This window comes from Paraburkholderia silviterrae (genome assembly GCF_004353915.1).
Lineage (GTDB): Bacteria > Pseudomonadota > Gammaproteobacteria > Burkholderiales > Burkholderiaceae > Paraburkholderia > Paraburkholderia silviterrae.
In genome coordinates this window covers 169,841-185,235 of record NZ_SMRP01000006.1, presented here as the reverse complement: position 1 = coordinate 185,235, position 15,395 = coordinate 169,841, and the positions used below count along the sequence as shown (strand labels likewise).

Here is a 15,395-nt window from a genome sequence, read left to right as displayed (position 1 = left end):
TGTCTATTGGGTGCGTTCAAGCGCATTCAGCAGCGTTCAATGCACCATGCGTGCGATGGGCGCGACCGGCGCGCCGGCGATCGCGTCGAGGATCTTCGCGAGCGCCGCGTCGCTGAAATTCACGTCGGAGAGGCACGGCTTCGAGGGGTGCCTATGGAAGATCGAGATCGCCTTCAGCCACGCATCGTTCTTCGCTGGCGCGTCGAGCCACAGAGGCATCCAGTTGCCGCTGCCATAGATCCGGTCATATGCCGCGAACATGCGGGTGCGTGTGGCGTTGAGCGGGTCGGCGACGCTCGCTTCGAGAGCCGCGGGAAGCGAATGTGCGCAGCCGAAGGCGTAATCGATGTGCTCTCGCGTGCGGCCGTCGAATTCGACGCGTGCGAAAAGGCAAGCGTCTTCGCCTAGTGCGGCAATGCACGGCCTGCGATCGGTGGGCCGGGAATCGTTAAAGATGAAGATCGTTTTCATGGTTTCGGCCTTTTCGTGTGGTGCGTCGTGCGCCGGCGCTTGGCGGCGCGCAGCTGCGCGCGTGCGATTCGATATGCGTCCCTGAAATCCATGTTTCCGCTGTCGACGTCAGCGAAGAGCTGGAAGAGGGTGGGGCGCGGTTCTGGCCTTTTAGTACCGCGGGTCTTCATCCGCGAACTCCAGCTGGCGCGACGCGCTGCCCGCCGGCAGGGACTGGAGCGCACGCTTCAGATCCCATGTGCTGATCGGCTGGATGCGCAGCTGGCGGACGTACATGCGTGCCGCGGCTTCGTCGAGGAATGTGATCGCGTAGATCGCGCCGTTTCCGAATGCCTTCGTGAATGCCTGCAGCTTGGGCTCGTCCTCGGTCGCCTCGCATTCCGGAACGTCGACGCGCACGAGCGATTGGCCGCCGATCGTGAGCTCGGAAACTCGGCCCGCAATGCGTTGGTGTCCGAACAATTCAACTAAGGCCCACTGCTCGAATTTCTGCTCGTCCATCTCGAATCCTTAAAAAATGGGGCGCTTTGAAAGCCGCCCACCGAAAACGCGCGGTCGGGGTCAATGCCGCGCGCCTGAGAGCCTGGTTATGTCCGCAGCTCGATGAAAGCTCGTAATAGCCGCACCGCAATCGGCGTGAGCTCGACAAAAGTGCCTCCGCGCTGGACCGTCACGCCGCCGTCCGGCCACGCGATAAGCAGGGCGTCGCCGGCCGAGATCGTGAACTCGGGCGTGCGCGCCTTTGGCGTTGCGCGCGCAGTCTCAGCCGCTGGCGGAGCGGTCTCCGTAACTTGCGTTGTGATCCCGCGCGCCATCGCTGGCGACGCCGGCGCCTCCGCCTTTAGCTCGAGCGATGCCGGTTCGGGCTCTTTCTGGATTTCGTTCTTTGGACGCTGGTCTGGGAGCATGTAAAGGTGGTTCACGCGCACGATGCGTCCGGTCTTCAGCGCGGCGTCAATGAGCGGCGTAATCCCCGCGCTCGTCGAAAGGCCCAGGGCCATGCAGAGCTGCTTGCTGCCAGTCGGCCCGTTGGCGCTGAGAAACTCGACAACCTGATCAGCGCGCGTCTGGCGCTTTGCTTTGGGTTCCTCAGCCTTCGGCGCTGCCGCGCGCTGGAGGCGCCCCACGGGGTTCGCCCATGGGTCGGCGGGGCGCGGTGGCTCAGCGGGCTGCTCGGCGGTTTGATCTGGCTCAGCGTCGGCACTGGCCTCGATCGCAACGCTCTCGCCGGCGACCGGGAACATGTTCGGGTGCGCGACGCCGCTCATGCTGGCCGCCCAACCATTGCGCCGGCCGCGTGCGGTGGGAAGTAGCGCGTGGCGCGCGCCACCATCGTGTCGAGCTCGAGCACTGCGGCTTCGCCATCGGCGTGCGCGAGGTCATACAGTGCGGGCAAGCCAGACTGGACAGACGCCATAACCTCTTCGCGGCTCGCGAGACGGCCCTCTGCGTACCAGAATGTCTGTTCCGGCTCGCCGATATCGAAGAGCACTCCGTTGTCGACGGCCACTGCGTGATAACTCCGCGTCACCCAGACAAGCGCGACGCCAGGGTTGCGCTTGAGCATGATCCCGCTGACCTGCAGGTCGACCGGCATATTCGATTCTCGGCGCGCCGCTTTCGGAAGCGCGAGGAAGGGACAGGCCTGCGCCGCGAATTTCGCGCAGTCGGTATGCGAGGGCGGCTCGGCTGACACGCGATTGACGGCGCACATCGGGCCGATGACGAATGCCTTGTACTGGCCGAGCGGCTCGCCGCAGATCCAGCAGCGTTTGTAGTAGACGCACGCGGCGAGCTTGCGGCTATCCATCACGCGAAAGTCGGGCTTTCCGTCGATCCAGTCGACGAAATAAGGCACCGGGTAGCCGCGCGAGTCGACGGGCAGCGCGCGCATGCGCTGCGGGAGCTCCGGCAGACCTTGCCGGAGAGCGGTCGAAGTCATGGAGACCCCACGCGGAAGACGCGCCGCGGCCGCGCCTCCGTGAATGCCCGATGAATCGTTCGCGGGGGCGGGAAAGTGACGTTCGAAGCGTTTAGCGACGGCGACGGCCGACCAGGCGGCGCAGCCAAATGCGAGCGTCGCGGTGCTGAGGAATCCGACAGTGTCCATGTTCATTCCTCGTCACCGTCGTTGGCGGCGCGCTTCTTCAGGTCGACGACGTTGTCGTCGAACGCGAAACACGTCTGTGTGAGGTGAGCGTCGCGCGGCACCACGTGGCGGCCGACATGGCGTTGCGGACGGCCGACGATCTGCGCGCGCACCGCTGCCTGCACGACAGCGCGGACGGCTGGATTGAGCAGCGCTTCGTCTGGCGTGCCTTCGACGCCGAGCGTGGGGCACGCGCGAGCGAGGAGCTCGTCGGGGAGGCGGGTTGGCGTGGGGCGCATATCAGTGCACCTCCGAAAGCTTGAACGAGACGGCGCGCTCGAACTGCGAATCGGAAAGCTGGACTTCCGAACCGAAATCGTCGATCGCGTATGCGAGATCGATCCAAATCCAGCAGTAGAGGTGGTAGCAGACCATCGCCGTCTCACAGGCAACGGGTGAAGGAGCACGACGTGTCGCCCGCGTCGACGCGGTCCTGATACTGCTGCCAGCCCGTATAGAGGAGGTAGGCGAACAGGACGCCCAAGACGGCGAGCACGTTACGCAGGATGCGGAGCGTCCGGACCAGCACGCGGACGCCGCGCGCGCCGGTGCGCTGGGCGCTGGCGGTGGGGTTGGCTTGCTGTTGCTGGGACATCGTTCGCTCCAAGTTGCGATCTGATGGAGCGATAATAGAACCGCCGGTTACTTTTATCAAGCACCAAAGGTTACTTTTTTCGTAACCGTGGTTACGGCTTAACGCAAAAAAGCCCGCTTGGAGCGGGCTAGGAAGGAAGGGAGCGCTTTGTCAGCTAACTGTTGATATATGCATTCAGCATATTTGATGAGATTTCGAGACACCAACCGAGTACTGCGAGCAGATGAAGTTCAGCTACAACGGGTGCTGTTGGAACGATCCTTCCGCCGCGAGTTACTGAGAAGCGCACGTCGGTCACAATATCGTCCCGAGATCTCTTTGGGCTCTGTTTTCGTGTCGCACGGTAAGCATCAAGCGAAACAACGTCAGGTCCCGTTCTTACCTTTTTCATTTTGGTTGCTACCCTCGGTCTGCGCCGCCGATCGAGTGTCGGATCGCGCGCTCCTGGCGAATTCGGCCTGTGGCGACCGTGATTTTTGACCAGAATCCGAGTTTGTATCCGGCGTTGACTTAACACTTTCCGGATTAGAGGGAGCTTTTGGCTTTTCTCTCGGGCTTTGAGTGCTAAGCATGAGGAGTACCGCAGCCTGAACGGTTGGATCTATTGAGTTGCGAACGGCTTCCGCAGCAGCTTTCAATAACGTGGCGTCGGTCTGGGAAATTCGTGCGGCGCGCAGTTGGATATCAATTGCACTAATGATGCGTTGAATTGCGACGTCTTTTGGGGAGGTGAATTCATTTTCCGGAATGACCTCCTCAAGTTGCTCTGTCACTTTGTATGTTTCGACTCTTTCCCCGGATTGGGAGTCGTAAAGCACTGTGCGCTTCTCACCATTTCCGGTGGCGAGCCACTCGAAATTGACTTGGAGCCAGCTTGACAGCTTAAGTACCTTGGACTGTTCAGGCTTCGACTCTCCTTCGAGCCATTTTCGGGCGCCTTTCTGCGAAACACCCATCCTATCCCCGAGCGCCTGCTGCCTTCCTTTTCCTTTAGGAGGGAAGGCGATGTCGTCGAGGGCCTCGTTCAACCGGGCCGCAAAGGCCTGCCGTGTGTCGTCAATAACCATAGGTTCTATTGTCCCCGTCACCGGCCAGGAAATCAGTTCTTGCAAAAAGGTAACCGTGGGTTCTAAAATGCCCCGCATGAACCCGATCGCAACCGCTATTGCTCACGCTGGTGGCATTACGGCCTTCACGAAGGCTCTCAATGCTCGTATCGACCGGCCTGTCACGTACCAAGCAGTTCGAAAGTGGGCTGAGCGTGGGCAGCTTCCTCGAACCGATTGGACCGGTGAAACGAGCTATTCGGCTGCGATCGAGGATCTAACGGCCGGGGCGGTAACGCGCTCTCAATTGCTTCATCGCGGCCGCGAAGCTTCGGCGGCAGGGGATGTTGCGTCTGCTTCCGAGGAGGGCGTCTGAGATGCTTCGCATCATGTCAGCGATATTGGAGCGGAGACGGCCGTTGGCGCTCCGAGTAACGCCCGGTGAAGAAGGTCGCTTCGCACTCGTGGCAGCAGAGGGAGATTGCGCCAACCATTCCCTTGGCCTTTTCCTGCAGTACTACCTTCTTCGCCGAGTTGTCCATGCAGGACTGGCAAAGGTAGTGCATTGGAACGCTACCTTGACCGCGCTCTCGATGCGCGAGGACGAAGACGCCTGGCTGAATTGCTTCAAGTTCGTACTGCGCCCTTTCCGCACTCCGCTGTTCCAATTCAGCGATACGTGCGCTGAGTTGTCGCTTCTCGTCTTTGAGCATCTCAACCTCGTCGCGCATCGCCGACATCTTCTCCTGCAGTTGAAGCGCGGCCGACTGTATATCGACGATCCGGTCGTTGAGTATCTGTTTGGCCTCGGTGAGCTTGACATCATCACGTGTGGCGATTGCGAGCTTCGCAATTTCGAATGCGGCTTTGGCGCTGCTGACTGCGGCGCTGATCGAGCTAACGTCCACGGGGATTCCTCTCGTTTGGAAGCGGTTGGCGTAGGAACCTCCGATTCTAAACGGGGTGCGAATCCCCACCATTTCAGCGGGAGCGCGTGAATGAAATCGAGCCTGTATTTCGGCGTCGTCGGCCCCGTTGCCGAGCTCGTCATCGGCTATTGCTGGCTGGCGGGCGGCCAGGACTGGGCCGGTCGCCTTCTGACTTTCTACTGGTGGCTGATCGTCGCTGCGCTGCTCGGGTTCTCGCTGCTCGCTATCGTTGCTCGCATGGCGGCTTGCGCATTTCCGGAAAGCGCGCCGACGCCCCGCGCGCTTCGATACTGGCTGCGCACGCTTTTCTTCGCGCGCGTGGTCGCGCAGGTCGCAATTGGGTGCACCTCGCTGGCGGTCCTGTCGATGACCGGCTGGCTTTTCTCGAAGCTCACGCTCGCGATCGTTGCTGACGGCGAAAAAAAGGCGGCGGGGGCGTGAATGAGCGAACGCACGCTGCACAAAGTCCTCGCCGAGATCGTCGATGCTTGCCGTCGCTACCCGGCACTGTATGCGCATGTCTTCCATTGCCTGTTCGATGGCGGCGAGGTGCGCGACGGCTTGTTTCGCGTCGAGTGCGACGCAGTTTCGCGCCCGGCGCGCGGCGGCGCGCAGGTCACGCTCGTCGCGAAGGTCTGGCCGAGTGAATGGCTGTTGCAGTTCGCGCACGCGGTTAGCCGCGGCGTTATGCCGGAGATGGTATTGCCGGCGGCAGATGTAGTTGTTGGACATAAGGACTCGCGTACACGTGAGGAACATGAGGCGACTGTATCTGGCAGTGCGTTCATGCGCATTCCTGAATTTTTGAACACGGAGTTAACAAGATGAATGCCAATGCTCAGACGGTCCCGCTCATGCCAGCGCGCATGCCGATCGTCGAAAAGCTGCTTCGGGAGGCGATTTCCGACCCGAAGAGAAAGCAGGCGATCCTCGATGCGACGGGCTGGGACACGTCGATGCCATCGAAGATCCTCTCGAACACTGCGGGCATCACGCTCGAGCACCTCGACACGCTTTTTCGTGCGATCGGGCTCGTGGTGACGACCGTGGGCTACATGGACTACCTCGCTGAGGGCAACGTCATCGGCAGCAACTGCCGTTGCGCGCGGATGAACATGGGTGCATGCGGCGCGGCCGCGTAACGCGCCGTTCACGGCTTCGGGGATGCCAATGAACGTTGAAGCGGGAGACATCGCGCGTGTCGTGAACACTGGCACCGCGAACGACGGTGCAGTCGTCAGCGTTGTCGAGCTCGACAGCCAGTGGACCGAGATCATGCACAAGCCGGTCTGGGTCGTTCGCGGCGTGAAGATGCTCGGCTTCGCCGGGAAGATCCCGAAGACCGTCCAGGAAGAGGGCGTGATTCCGGACGTCAACCTGCGTCGCGTGGAAACCGACCGCGATGCCATCGACAGGCGCGACCTTTCGCTGCCCGCGCCGCCCACCCAGCGAAGTCCGATCGCCGAAGCGGTTAACAAGCCATGGGGACTGGATGTCTCACCACCTGACCAATCAAGCCTGGGATATCGAGCTTCGCGGCATGCAGAAGCTCGTTTTGCTTTGTCTGTCGCATCTGAGCGTGCAGACCACGCGCGAGTGCAGTCCGTCGATCGCGCGCCTCGCGTATCTCTGCGGCCTCTCGACCAGCGGCGTGCGGCAGCAACTGGCGACGCTCGTCGGGCTCGGCCTTGTCGAGGAGCTGCGCGACGGCCGTCTCGTGCATTACCGCGTCAACGTTGGCGTCGCGCGAGCAACCGATGGCGAAGCCTGATAGCGCTGCTGCGCGCGCTCGCGCTGCGCAGTTCAACGCCGGCCTCATCGAGGCGGCGATTCAGCGCCATGTCGACCACCGCGCGAACACGCTCATTCCTGAGGCCTCAGTCCGCTATTCGCTCGGCGCGGGCGGCCGCGGGCTCGGCGAATATCGCGCCGACTTCGTGATGGTCACTCGCGCAGGCTATGCCACTGAGCTCGAGGTAAAGATCTCGCTGGCGGACTGGCGCAAGGATCTCTCGAAGCCGAAGTGGGTGGGCATGCCCGCGTGGATCACGCGCTTCGTCTACGTTGTTCCCGAGCACCTCGGCATTCCCGAATGGGTGCCCGCGGCGGCCGGCGTCTGGCACGTGCGAGCGCGTCGGCCGGACTACGCATCGTGGTCTGGGCCGACCCGGCCTGACAGCTTCGAGATCGTCGTCGCACGCGCACCGCACGTGCTCGGGCGCGAGAAGCTGCCGGCGGCCGTGCTCGGCAAGTGGCACAAAAACCTCTACTACCGCTACTGGGAGCAGCGCATGGACGCCCAGCGCCGCATCCCGCGCCACATCCGTGAAGGCGCCGCCTCATGAAACCATGGACATGGCGTCAGGCCATCATCAATTCGACGCTGCCGCCGACGACGCGGTTCGTGCTTCTCACCCTCTCATGCCACATCAATGACGCCGGCGAGCCCGCGTATCCGTCGACCGCATTGCTGGCGGACGAAACAGGCCTGTCCGAGCGTGCCGTCGTCACGCACCTGCGCGACGCTGCGGCGCTCGGCTGGCTGACGGTCACGAAGCACGGCTACGGTGGCCAAAAGTGGGCGAGGAACCAGTACTACCCGCGCGTGCCGGAAGGTTTCGAGATCCGCGAGCGCGTTCCGAAAGGCACTGAATCTGGTTCAGTGCCTTCGAAAAAGGGGCGTGGGAAAAAGGCACTGAAGGACGTTCAGTGCCCTGTGGATAAAGGCACTGAAGGAGGTTCAGTACCTTCAGAAAAGGCACTGAACGTCGTTCCAGAAGGCACTGAACCTGACGACAGAAAGGCACTGAACGAGGTTCAGTCTAATACTGCAGTTAACCCTGCATTAAATGCAGCAGCAGAAGTGCGCGATGGAACCGCCGCTGCTGCTGCTCAAAAAATAGGCAACCCGGAAAACCCGGAAGGCGATGTCGCGCCGCCGGACGCAGAGGCGAAATTGCTCGCCGTGCTTCAGGCCGATCCGAAACTCGAGATCGATCCGCTGGCGGACCGCGTCCATGTGCTGACGTGGGTCGGGAAGGGCGTGACGCCCGAGCAGCTGGCCGTCGCTTGTCAGCGCGCATTGGCTGCCCGCGATCGAACGAGTGACACGCGCCGCATCTATCCGAAGTTCCTCGACCGATTCGTCGGCGAAGTGCTGGCGGAGGGCAAAACCGCCAGTGTGGCCGAGGCATCGTCCGCCAGCACGTCGGCACCCTGGTACATGAGCGATTCGGGGATCGGCGCGCAGGGCAAGCGCGTCTGCGTCGAGCGCCGCCCGAATGAGACGACGCCGGATTACCTCGTGCGCGTGGCGCAGGCCTCGGGCCGCGGACCGTGGATCGAATATGTCCTCAAGCGCGAGCAGGGCGGCGGCCGGTACCGGCAGATCGTCGAGTTCTTCGACGATCTTCTTCCCGCGGATTTCGGCGTATGAGCAATGTCATCGACATCGACGAGCTCCGCGTGCAGCGCCAGTCGCGCCATGCGCCCCGTCCGGCGGCCAGCTGCAGGCACATGCGCCTCGACCTCGACGACGTGGGTTCGATCGTGCGCTGCGCTGATTGCGGCCTGCAGCTCGATGCGTACTGGACGCTGACGCTTTTCATCGAGCAATACGAGCGCGCGCTCGCGAAGATCAACGCGCGCGAGCGCCAGCATGCCGAGGCGCGCGAGCGAGATCTGCATCTGACCGCTGCACAACGCGTCGAGCGCGCCTGGCGCAGCCGGACGATGGTGCCGTGTTGCCCGCACTGCGGCGAAGGCATCCGCGCCACTGACGGTCTCGGGGGAACCATGATCAATCGCACGATCGACGACCGCCGCCGCGCGGCGAAGAAGGGAGGCATATGAACTTCAGACCGGGAATTCTCGCAGTCGTAAAAGGTTGCCCTGTTGCGGGCTGCAACGACCAGGTCGTCGAGCTCGTTTCGCCGGCCGCACCGTTCGCCGAGTTCGGCGCGGCTTGGAACTGCACGAATGCGCGCATGCGGGAATCGGGCTTCGACGCTCTGCCGATCCCCGAATCGATGCTGCGCCCGATCGGCGGCTTGCCGGTGCACGACGAGCAACGCGACGAGGTAACGGCATGATTCCCGGCGCCGGCTTGCGTAGCACCCTCAACGGCATGCAGGTCATCGTGAACGAGCAATACGACCGCGTGCCGCGCATGCACGTTTCGCCCTCGTTCGCGGCGCTGATGCCGCAGGCGTTCGTCGACGACCTGAACGCTTGGATGGTCGAGTTCTTCGGCACGAAGCGCGAGATCTACAAGATCGGCGATCACACGCTGGTGATGGGTCCCGAGACGCTCGCGCGAATCAAGGAGCAGCTCCGATGAAAGCCACTATCAGCTCAGACGGCACGCTTGAGATTCGGCCCGAGACCGAGCTCGAGGCATATGCCTTGAAGCAGTGGGGCTTCAAGAGTTTTCCGTCCGGCGACCCTTCGCGCGACGGTTTCCCGAGGATGTTCGTCGATTGCTCGGGTTATGCCGACAACGCGCGTTTCGATACGCGGACGGATTACCGCCGTGTCTAAGGGAACCACACGCGTGTACCTGAGCGCGATGACCGCGCGCCGCGCTGGGCTCGAGCGCATCCGCAAACAGATCGCGGACGCGGCGCGCGCGCTGGCGGATTCGGGCCCCGCGGAGATCGGAAAGCCAATACAGACGCTGCTTTCCGCTTCCATGCTTGCATCGCGCGCAGCTGGCCTGATGTCTCGTGAAGAAGCATGGGGCGCGTTGGGCGCGCCGGCCGGCCATTGCTCACGCGTCGACGCGGTGCGCGCCAAAGAGGTCGAGATCGCGGCGCGCGCAGTTGCCGGCGCAATGGCGCTGCCCGCGCAGCTCGTCGCCTCTCAATGGCACGACGCCAATTATCGATTCAGCGTGTCAGCCCTCGCGGCTGGCGCACAGAAGACCTCACCAGCCGTCGCTGGTGATCAACCACCCCAGGAGCAACAGATGACGACGATGCGAGCAAAGATGGTTGTGGAGTCCGTGACGCAGCACCAAGGCGGCGAGACGCTGAAGTTCCGCGCGGTACCGAAGAACACGGCCTATCCGGACGACGGCGGCGACGAGGACAACACCTACGCGAAGTTTTCGCCGCAGGCAGACCTCTCGATCTACGTGGCGAATCCCGAGCTGCACGGCAAGTTCACCCCGGGCGACAAGTACTACGTCGACTTCACGAAGGCCTGACCGCCGAACCAGCGTCGCCGGCCGCGCGCCGGCGAGTACTCAAAAGCTCACGAACGAGGATTGGCGATGCACATCAGCAAAAGAGACGTGCCGGGCGAAACTGGCGCCGGCGCCCCCGACGCGCCGCCGTCCGGTAAGCCGCGGTGCCGCACGCACGGCATGGTCCTGAAAGACTCGGAGACCGATTATCGCGATCTCACCGAGTTCGGGCGCATCACGATCGAGCGCGATGGCTTCGACATCTACATCACTGTCGACGGCTTCAAGTTCGAAGACGTGACGACCGGCCGCCAGCAGGTCGCGAAGGCGTTGGCGTGGGGCCGCGACACGCTGGCGGCGAAACTCGAAGCCGTACGCCTCGTGCCTGGAGGCGGCGTGGTGGCCGTCAGCGGCATGACGCAGGACGATCTCGATATCGAACGCCTCGCGCGTCGGGAGGCATCGTGAGGCAGTTCTGGACGCGCGAGGAAGACGACGTGCTGCGTGACTTAGCGCGACGCGGCGTATCGCTCATCGATGAGATGCATCGCCTGCCCGGGCGCACACATGCGGCTGCCCGCCAGCACGCGTGGCGCGCTCTCAAACTCAGACTGCGCGAGGACGCGTGGACGGCTCGCGAACATGCGATTCTGCGCCGTATCTACAGTTCGGACGAGGCGGTAAAGCACGGCGTCGGGCGACTTCTTCCGCATCGCACATACAGCGCGGCGAAGCAGGAAGCGGCGCGCCTCGGAATCGTGAATCAGGACGTGGATCGCGTCTACGGCCGCTCGCTGATTTTCTATCGCGCCGAGCGCGCATTGGCTGGCGGACGGATGGCCAGCATTCGTGAACTGGCCGCTGAGCTCAACGCGTCGATCTCCGCCACGAAGCGAGCGCTGCTCAAGCAGCACGGAAAGCGCACGCGCATCGGCGACTATGGACACACGGCCAGCGGTGGCCTGGAGGCGCTCTGGACGCTCGGCAGCGCTCCGGACGTCGCGCGCCCCGCGCCCAAGGCGCCGGCCGTCGTCTCACGGCATACGCGGGCCCGCGCGCGCGTGCGCAGCGGCCGCTTCGATCCGTTCGCAACCCTCCGCCAGCAAATCGCAGCGTGAAGCACCGTCCGAACAAGCGCGAGAGCGCACACATGGGTCGCGTCTCGAAGATGGCTTGCATCTGCTGCACGCTGCTCGGGCGCACCCAAGAATCGAAGACCGACGTGCACCACGTCCGCATCGGCCACGGCGGTGCGCAGCGCGCCGGCGACTTCTGCACGATCCCTCTTTGCCACGACGACTGCCATCAAGGCAGGAATGGCGTGCATGGCGACCAGACCTACCTACGCATTTTGAAGATGACACAGATCGATCTGCTCAACGCGACGATCGAGCGCCTTTACGGGGAAGCGCGATGACGATGGTGCTGACGACGGACGTTCCCACAATCGTGCCCACCACATATGGGCGCGGCCGCAGTCGGCTTGCTTATGTACCCGGCTTCGCCGAATACATCGCGCGCGTGCGCGTCGTGAGGCGGATGCAGCTGGCGGACGGCACGCTGGACCCGGAGCGTGCCGAGGTCGAGGTTTATGTGCCCGAGGATCGACGGGCCGGCATCGAAGCGCCGAAGTCGGCATGGGTCGACGAGGAGTACTTGCGCTGCATCGCGCGGCTGAGCAAGAACCGCAAGACGCTGCGCGACTTCTTCGAGTCAGGCGTGATGGAGCTCCGCGTTTGAACCGCCAGCCGGCGCGCGGCCAGCGCACGGATCTCGAAAGCGCACTGCGTGAGGCCTCGCGCGCCGTGCGTGCGGGGCGTCCCGAGGACCCGGTGACGATCTCGGCATCCGCGCTCTGGCTGCTCAACGAGACTCTGCACGCGCAAAGCGAACGAATCGAGCAACTGAAAAACATGCAACTCAAAAAGGCCAGCCGATGAGCGAGACCACTGAAAAACTATTCCGCACGCCGCAAGACGCTCTCGTGTTCGCATTCAACTATTCGATGCACGGCCAAGGGCGCCCGCTCATGGACCGTCTCGCGGCGCCTTCGCCGCGTACGGGTAAGGGACTGTCGGGGAACGACGGCGCTGGACAGGCTGGGATGGTGCGTCGATTCATCGACGGATCAGACAGCGTCGAATATCTTCGCGGCCTCTGGGAATGGGCGCGCGCCAACTACACTCTAGCGGAGATCGCGCAGCTCGAAGAGGCCGGGCAGAATGGGCTGATCTTCCTCGAAGAGCAGCGGCGCTGCAGTTCAATCTACGTCGAGCTGGCGCAGCTGACGATTGTCGAGCGTGCCGTCGTCGTCGCGCGCTTCGCGCCGAAATCGTTCCAGTGCCATTGCCGGCATGCGTGCTGCTCGGGCTATACGCCGAATCCGGAATGGCAGGACGCCATTCGAGACCTCACGCATGCGGCATTGACGCCGCTCAGCGGTCACCTCTCGCACTATCTGGTGCGCCGCAAGCTCGTCGAAGAGGTATTCGGCGTGAAGGTAAAGCTCGAGCAGCTGGCCGAGAAGGCATCAGTGAGCAAGAACACCGTCACCGCACATCGGAAACTCATCAAACTGTGGCTTTCCGGGCAAAAGGCTCAGCCCGCGAAGGGCACGCGCGAGGCGCAGCCGGCGATTGACGGCATTGAATCGGCGGCGCGTAAAAAGATCGACAATCTGCTTTCGACCGTCGGTTTCGTGGGCGAGCCAGAATAAATCGCTTGACGGTTGGGATTTTTCCTCCCAATATAGCGCCCAATCTGACACTGTGAATAAGTGTCCCCAGAGCCCCGAGTCCTAACCGACCGGGGCTTTTTTGTTTCGCATCGTCGGATTACGCCTTGTCGAGGCCCTCCCACGTGCTGGTAGGCGCTTCGCTCGTGAGGACCGAATACTTCTTCCACACGGATTTGGCTGCATCGTCCGCGTGCCTCAGCACCTCTGCGGGCGTCAAGCTGGATTCAGCGTAGTACATCGCAGTCGGGAGCTTGTAGACGGTCCCATTCCCGGCCTTGATGGTGCGAGCGAAGCCCTTCGCCTCCATTGCGGCGTGCAGTTTGTCGTAATCCTTCGACGTGGGTTTGCTAGCGTTTTCGTGCAACTCAATACGTGTCATGTAGCGCGTCATTTCAAGTCCTTTTTGAAAATGATTGGCGATGCCCCGCCGGACATCTCTCCATAAATGACGCTCGTTGTGCAACCCTCAAGCTGTCGTAAACCCTGGACCCAGCTCCCGGCTTCTCTCAGGTGCACGATGAACAAACCGAAGTCCAAGGGCGCCCCGCGTCCGCGCCTCGGCGAGAGCGTCATCGTGCGCGCGCCGTTTTTCGCGAAGCCAACCGTCGCTCTCGTGATCGCGATGTATGGGGACGACACTGACGACATTGGGGTGCAGGCGTTCCCGCTCGGCCGTGATTCGTTGCAGATTCCGGCTATTCCATTCTTCGATTCGGAGCCGGACGCCGGTGTCCGGTCGGCGGCGTGGCCGGCGTAGTCGAGATCTCGGTTCGATCGAACCTTCGGGAGATCGAGCGCAGCCTCGATACCTTCGTTCGCGCCCAGATCCCCTTCGCAACTGCGACTGCGCTAACGGCGATCGCGCGCGACGTGCAGGCGGCCGAGGTCGAAAACCTGCGCAGCATGTTTCGCAATCCGTCGCCGTTCACGCTTCGATCGGTGCGCGTGACGCCGGCGCGCAAGAGCGCGCCCGAGGCGACCGTGTTCGTCATGGACAAGGCCGAGCAGTACCTCGTGCCATACGAGTTCGGGGGGGTGCACAAGCTTCCCGGGCCCGCGCTGTTCAATCCGAAGGACATCGATGTCAACGCGTATGGGCAGCTGCCCCGCGGCATCATGGCGCGCCTGCGCGGTCGAAAGGACATCTTCATCGGCGCCATCCAGACGAGTCACGGACGCATCAGTGGTGTGTGGCAACGGTTGGATGTTTCGAAGTCAGGTGGACAGCGAAAGAAGCGTGCTGGACGCGGCAGCCTGCACGACAAGAATCTCGGCGCGCTGAAGCTGCTCATTCGCTTTGGCGACGCATTGCCCGTCACTCAGCACCTCGACTACTTCAAACGCGCGCAGCAGATCGTGAACCGCAACTTCGAGAAGGAGTTCGGTCGAGCGCTCGCGAAGGCGATAGCCACGGCGAACTGAAGGTGGCCCGGTGGAGGGTGAGCAGCGGGCCGGCCGCCCCAACCTTACAGGGTCCTTCCGGGGAAGGGCGAAAACGCGGGCATTGCCCGCGCCCGTTTTTCCCGTTCCTTTGACCAAAAAAAACACGTTACACGTTACACGCTATGGCGGGATCCAATGCGGCTCAAAGGCGCGCCGCGTCTGGTGAAGCGCGTGTAACGCAGCGTGGCGCGCAGGCGCAGGAAAAAGCGAAGAACGTTACACAGGAGCGCGTTACACCGGCCGGATCGGACGGCTTGATCGGGAAGGCCGCGCTTTGCGAGGCGCTCGGCTGGACGCGCCCGAAGCTCGACCGTCGGCTCGAGGGCGACGAGAACTTTCCGATCGCGCACCGCGGCACGCGCGCCGGCGGATGGGAGTTCGATCTCTCGGCGGTGCGCGCGTATCTCGATGGCGCGCCGCACAGGGCGTCGAAGAGCGTCTCGACGACATCAGCCGCAGCGCCTGAGAGCAGCAACCCGTACCCCGGCGCCAAATACACCGTCGTTCCGCCGGCTGGCGTCGAGCCTGTGGTGCACAGCGGCGAGCAGACCGCGCGGCAGCGCCGCGACATGGTCCAGGCCGAGATCCTCGAGGACAAGCTGCGGCGGGATCGGGGTGACCTCGTTCAGGCCGAGGTAATGCGCCAGGTGATAACGCAGATGCTCGTGCACCTAGGGAAGGGCATGGACCGGCTGGCGGACCAGGTGGTCGAGAAGCTGGGCCTCCCGGAAGAGAGTGCCGATGCGATCCGCGAGCTGATCGACGATCTGCGCACGACGATGGTCGACGAACTGAAAGTGCTGATGGGCCCAGATGCTTGAGAACGCCTACGCCGATCCA

General features: G+C 63.0%; 30 protein-coding genes. 20 read left to right on the top strand and 10 right to left on the bottom strand.

The window, feature by feature from the left end; genetic code table 11:
* Window positions 1-36: 36 nt before the first annotated feature.
* From EYW47_RS15100 to EYW47_RS15065, 9 genes are all read right to left on the bottom strand, one after another.
* Complete coding sequence (locus tag EYW47_RS15100; RefSeq protein ID WP_133195627.1) at window positions 37-471, bottom strand: hypothetical protein; 435 nt, start codon at window positions 469-471, stop codon at window positions 37-39.
* Between the two features lie 150 nt (window positions 472-621).
* Window positions 622-972 carry a hypothetical protein gene (locus tag EYW47_RS15095; protein ID WP_133195626.1) on the bottom strand — a complete coding sequence of 117 codons (351 nt, stop codon included), beginning with the start codon at window positions 970-972 and terminating at the stop codon, window positions 622-624.
* An 86-nt stretch (window positions 973-1,058) separates the two neighbouring features.
* A complete protein-coding gene (locus EYW47_RS15090; protein WP_133195625.1) occupies window positions 1,059-1,739 on the bottom strand; it encodes a hypothetical protein in 681 nt (226 codons plus the stop codon).
* Window positions 1,736-2,413, bottom strand: a complete 678-nt coding sequence (locus EYW47_RS15085; RefSeq protein WP_133195802.1) for a hypothetical protein — start codon at window positions 2,411-2,413, stop codon at window positions 1,736-1,738. The genes EYW47_RS15090 and EYW47_RS15085 overlap by 4 nt, the downstream gene beginning before the upstream one ends.
* A gap of 170 nt (window positions 2,414-2,583) precedes the next feature.
* Window positions 2,584-2,859: a hypothetical protein gene (locus EYW47_RS15080; protein WP_133195624.1), complete on the bottom strand. Its 276-nt coding sequence runs from the start codon at window positions 2,857-2,859 to the stop codon at window positions 2,584-2,586.
* Window position 2,860: 1 nt separating this feature from the next.
* On the bottom strand, window positions 2,861-2,995 hold the full coding sequence (locus EYW47_RS42425) for a hypothetical protein (RefSeq protein WP_276322946.1): 135 nt from the start codon (window positions 2,993-2,995) through the stop codon (window positions 2,861-2,863).
* 7 nt (window positions 2,996-3,002) lie between these two features.
* Window positions 3,003-3,215, bottom strand: coding sequence for a hypothetical protein (locus EYW47_RS15075; RefSeq protein ID WP_133195623.1), 213 nt, complete (start codon window positions 3,213-3,215; stop codon window positions 3,003-3,005).
* Window positions 3,216-3,580: 365 nt separating this feature from the next.
* On the bottom strand, window positions 3,581-4,327 hold the full coding sequence (locus tag EYW47_RS15070; protein ID WP_165976571.1) for a helix-turn-helix domain-containing protein: 747 nt from the start codon (window positions 4,325-4,327) through the stop codon (window positions 3,581-3,583).
* Between the two features lie 326 nt (window positions 4,328-4,653).
* Window positions 4,654-5,169: a coiled-coil domain-containing protein gene (locus EYW47_RS15065; protein WP_133195621.1), complete on the bottom strand. Its 516-nt coding sequence runs from the start codon at window positions 5,167-5,169 to the stop codon at window positions 4,654-4,656.
* A 90-nt stretch (window positions 5,170-5,259) separates the two neighbouring features.
* On the opposite strand from EYW47_RS15065, the gene EYW47_RS15060 reads away from it, so the two are divergent.
* The 17 genes from EYW47_RS15060 (at window position 5,260) to EYW47_RS14980 (ending at window position 13,091) form a co-directional block, all read left to right on the top strand.
* A complete protein-coding gene (locus EYW47_RS15060) occupies window positions 5,260-5,631 on the top strand; it encodes a hypothetical protein (RefSeq protein WP_133195620.1) in 372 nt (123 codons plus the stop codon).
* Window positions 5,632-6,018, top strand: a complete 387-nt coding sequence (locus tag EYW47_RS15055; protein ID WP_133195619.1) for a hypothetical protein — start codon at window positions 5,632-5,634, stop codon at window positions 6,016-6,018.
* A complete protein-coding gene (locus EYW47_RS15050; RefSeq protein WP_133195618.1) occupies window positions 6,015-6,332 on the top strand; it encodes a DNA-binding protein in 318 nt (105 codons plus the stop codon). Before EYW47_RS15055 ends, EYW47_RS15050 begins: the two co-directional genes overlap by 4 nt.
* A 350-nt stretch (window positions 6,333-6,682) precedes the next feature.
* The gene (locus EYW47_RS15045) at window positions 6,683-6,961 is read left to right on the top strand and encodes a helix-turn-helix domain-containing protein (RefSeq protein ID WP_165976570.1); all 279 of its coding nucleotides are present in this window, start codon (window positions 6,683-6,685) and stop codon (window positions 6,959-6,961) included.
* Window positions 6,948-7,535, top strand: coding sequence for a hypothetical protein (locus EYW47_RS15040; protein ID WP_133195616.1), 588 nt, complete (start codon window positions 6,948-6,950; stop codon window positions 7,533-7,535). The genes EYW47_RS15045 and EYW47_RS15040 overlap by 14 nt, the downstream gene beginning before the upstream one ends.
* Window positions 7,532-8,626, top strand: a complete 1,095-nt coding sequence (locus tag EYW47_RS15035) for a helix-turn-helix domain-containing protein (RefSeq protein ID WP_133195615.1) — start codon at window positions 7,532-7,534, stop codon at window positions 8,624-8,626. Before EYW47_RS15040 ends, EYW47_RS15035 begins: the two co-directional genes overlap by 4 nt.
* Window positions 8,623-9,042, top strand: coding sequence for a hypothetical protein (locus EYW47_RS15030; protein WP_133195614.1), 420 nt, complete (start codon window positions 8,623-8,625; stop codon window positions 9,040-9,042). Before EYW47_RS15035 ends, EYW47_RS15030 begins: the two co-directional genes overlap by 4 nt.
* The gene (locus tag EYW47_RS15025; RefSeq protein ID WP_133195613.1) at window positions 9,039-9,281 is read left to right on the top strand and encodes a hypothetical protein; all 243 of its coding nucleotides are present in this window, start codon (window positions 9,039-9,041) and stop codon (window positions 9,279-9,281) included. Before EYW47_RS15030 ends, EYW47_RS15025 begins: the two co-directional genes overlap by 4 nt.
* The gene (locus EYW47_RS15020; RefSeq protein WP_133195612.1) at window positions 9,278-9,529 is read left to right on the top strand and encodes a hypothetical protein; all 252 of its coding nucleotides are present in this window, start codon (window positions 9,278-9,280) and stop codon (window positions 9,527-9,529) included. Before EYW47_RS15025 ends, EYW47_RS15020 begins: the two co-directional genes overlap by 4 nt.
* Window positions 9,526-9,729 (top strand): hypothetical protein, encoded by a 204-nt coding sequence (locus tag EYW47_RS15015; protein WP_133195611.1) that lies wholly within the window; start codon window positions 9,526-9,528, stop codon window positions 9,727-9,729. Before EYW47_RS15020 ends, EYW47_RS15015 begins: the two co-directional genes overlap by 4 nt.
* Before the next feature lie 28 nt (window positions 9,730-9,757).
* Window positions 9,758-10,396, top strand: a complete 639-nt coding sequence (locus EYW47_RS41815; protein ID WP_240763703.1) for a hypothetical protein — start codon at window positions 9,758-9,760, stop codon at window positions 10,394-10,396.
* Between the two features lie 66 nt (window positions 10,397-10,462).
* Window positions 10,463-10,843, top strand: a complete 381-nt coding sequence (locus EYW47_RS15005; RefSeq protein WP_133195610.1) for a phage capsid protein — start codon at window positions 10,463-10,465, stop codon at window positions 10,841-10,843.
* On the top strand, window positions 10,840-11,493 hold the full coding sequence (locus EYW47_RS15000) for a hypothetical protein (RefSeq protein WP_133195609.1): 654 nt from the start codon (window positions 10,840-10,842) through the stop codon (window positions 11,491-11,493). Before EYW47_RS15005 ends, EYW47_RS15000 begins: the two co-directional genes overlap by 4 nt.
* Window positions 11,490-11,792 carry a hypothetical protein gene (locus EYW47_RS14995; RefSeq protein ID WP_133195608.1) on the top strand — a complete coding sequence of 101 codons (303 nt, stop codon included), beginning with the start codon at window positions 11,490-11,492 and terminating at the stop codon, window positions 11,790-11,792. Before EYW47_RS15000 ends, EYW47_RS14995 begins: the two co-directional genes overlap by 4 nt.
* Complete coding sequence (locus tag EYW47_RS14990; protein ID WP_133195607.1) at window positions 11,789-12,115, top strand: hypothetical protein; 327 nt, start codon at window positions 11,789-11,791, stop codon at window positions 12,113-12,115. Before EYW47_RS14995 ends, EYW47_RS14990 begins: the two co-directional genes overlap by 4 nt.
* On the top strand, window positions 12,112-12,315 hold the full coding sequence (locus tag EYW47_RS14985) for a hypothetical protein (RefSeq protein WP_133195606.1): 204 nt from the start codon (window positions 12,112-12,114) through the stop codon (window positions 12,313-12,315). The genes EYW47_RS14990 and EYW47_RS14985 overlap by 4 nt, the downstream gene beginning before the upstream one ends.
* Before the next feature lie 89 nt (window positions 12,316-12,404).
* Entirely contained in the window at window positions 12,405-13,091 is a 687-nt protein-coding gene (locus EYW47_RS14980) for a hypothetical protein (RefSeq protein WP_133195605.1), read from the top strand.
* Between the two features lie 118 nt (window positions 13,092-13,209).
* On the opposite strand, the gene EYW47_RS14975 is transcribed toward EYW47_RS14980, so the two are convergent.
* Window positions 13,210-13,503, bottom strand: a complete 294-nt coding sequence (locus EYW47_RS14975; RefSeq protein WP_133195604.1) for a hypothetical protein — start codon at window positions 13,501-13,503, stop codon at window positions 13,210-13,212.
* Between the two features lie 126 nt (window positions 13,504-13,629).
* On the opposite strand from EYW47_RS14975, the gene EYW47_RS14970 reads away from it, so the two are divergent.
* The 3 genes from EYW47_RS14970 to EYW47_RS14960 all read left to right on the top strand — a co-directional run bounded on the left by EYW47_RS14970 (window position 13,630) and on the right by EYW47_RS14960 (window position 15,376).
* Window positions 13,630-13,869 carry a hypothetical protein gene (locus EYW47_RS14970; protein WP_133195603.1) on the top strand — a complete coding sequence of 80 codons (240 nt, stop codon included), beginning with the start codon at window positions 13,630-13,632 and terminating at the stop codon, window positions 13,867-13,869.
* Window positions 13,857-14,534, top strand: coding sequence for a hypothetical protein (locus tag EYW47_RS14965; protein WP_133195602.1), 678 nt, complete (start codon window positions 13,857-13,859; stop codon window positions 14,532-14,534). The genes EYW47_RS14970 and EYW47_RS14965 overlap by 13 nt, the downstream gene beginning before the upstream one ends.
* 275 nt (window positions 14,535-14,809) lie before the next feature.
* Complete coding sequence (locus tag EYW47_RS14960; protein WP_133195601.1) at window positions 14,810-15,376, top strand: hypothetical protein; 567 nt, start codon at window positions 14,810-14,812, stop codon at window positions 15,374-15,376.
* Window positions 15,377-15,395: the final 19 nt, after the last annotated feature.

Coding starts and splice junctions, on each gene's coding strand:
- EYW47_RS15100 (WP_133195627.1), bottom strand. CDS start 471: ATGAAAACGATCTTCATCTTTAACGATTCCCGGCCCACCGATCGCAGG.
- EYW47_RS15095 (WP_133195626.1), bottom strand. CDS start 972: ATGGACGAGCAGAAATTCGAGCAGTGGGCCTTAGTTGAATTGTTCGGA.
- EYW47_RS15090 (WP_133195625.1), bottom strand. CDS start 1,739: ATGAGCGGCGTCGCGCACCCGAACATGTTCCCGGTCGCCGGCGAGAGC.
- EYW47_RS15085 (WP_133195802.1), bottom strand. CDS start 2,413: ATGACTTCGACCGCTCTCCGGCAAGGTCTGCCGGAGCTCCCGCAGCGC.
- EYW47_RS15080 (WP_133195624.1), bottom strand. CDS start 2,859: ATGCGCCCCACGCCAACCCGCCTCCCCGACGAGCTCCTCGCTCGCGCG.
- EYW47_RS42425 (WP_276322946.1), bottom strand. CDS start 2,995: ATGGTCTGCTACCACCTCTACTGCTGGATTTGGATCGATCTCGCATAC.
- EYW47_RS15075 (WP_133195623.1), bottom strand. CDS start 3,215: ATGTCCCAGCAACAGCAAGCCAACCCCACCGCCAGCGCCCAGCGCACC.
- EYW47_RS15060 (WP_133195620.1), top strand. CDS start 5,260: ATGAAATCGAGCCTGTATTTCGGCGTCGTCGGCCCCGTTGCCGAGCTC.
- EYW47_RS15055 (WP_133195619.1), top strand. CDS start 5,632: ATGAGCGAACGCACGCTGCACAAAGTCCTCGCCGAGATCGTCGATGCT.
- EYW47_RS15050 (WP_133195618.1), top strand. CDS start 6,015: ATGAATGCCAATGCTCAGACGGTCCCGCTCATGCCAGCGCGCATGCCG.
- EYW47_RS15045 (WP_165976570.1), top strand. CDS start 6,683: ATGTCTCACCACCTGACCAATCAAGCCTGGGATATCGAGCTTCGCGGC.
- EYW47_RS15040 (WP_133195616.1), top strand. CDS start 6,948: ATGGCGAAGCCTGATAGCGCTGCTGCGCGCGCTCGCGCTGCGCAGTTC.
- EYW47_RS15035 (WP_133195615.1), top strand. CDS start 7,532: ATGAAACCATGGACATGGCGTCAGGCCATCATCAATTCGACGCTGCCG.
- EYW47_RS15030 (WP_133195614.1), top strand. CDS start 8,623: ATGAGCAATGTCATCGACATCGACGAGCTCCGCGTGCAGCGCCAGTCG.
- EYW47_RS15025 (WP_133195613.1), top strand. CDS start 9,039: ATGAACTTCAGACCGGGAATTCTCGCAGTCGTAAAAGGTTGCCCTGTT.
- EYW47_RS15020 (WP_133195612.1), top strand. CDS start 9,278: ATGATTCCCGGCGCCGGCTTGCGTAGCACCCTCAACGGCATGCAGGTC.
- EYW47_RS15015 (WP_133195611.1), top strand. CDS start 9,526: ATGAAAGCCACTATCAGCTCAGACGGCACGCTTGAGATTCGGCCCGAG.
- EYW47_RS41815 (WP_240763703.1), top strand. CDS start 9,758: ATGACCGCGCGCCGCGCTGGGCTCGAGCGCATCCGCAAACAGATCGCG.
- EYW47_RS15005 (WP_133195610.1), top strand. CDS start 10,463: ATGCACATCAGCAAAAGAGACGTGCCGGGCGAAACTGGCGCCGGCGCC.
- EYW47_RS14990 (WP_133195607.1), top strand. CDS start 11,789: ATGACGATGGTGCTGACGACGGACGTTCCCACAATCGTGCCCACCACA.
- EYW47_RS14980 (WP_133195605.1), top strand. CDS start 12,405: ATGGACCGTCTCGCGGCGCCTTCGCCGCGTACGGGTAAGGGACTGTCG.
- EYW47_RS14975 (WP_133195604.1), bottom strand. CDS start 13,503: ATGACGCGCTACATGACACGTATTGAGTTGCACGAAAACGCTAGCAAA.
- EYW47_RS14970 (WP_133195603.1), top strand. CDS start 13,630: ATGAACAAACCGAAGTCCAAGGGCGCCCCGCGTCCGCGCCTCGGCGAG.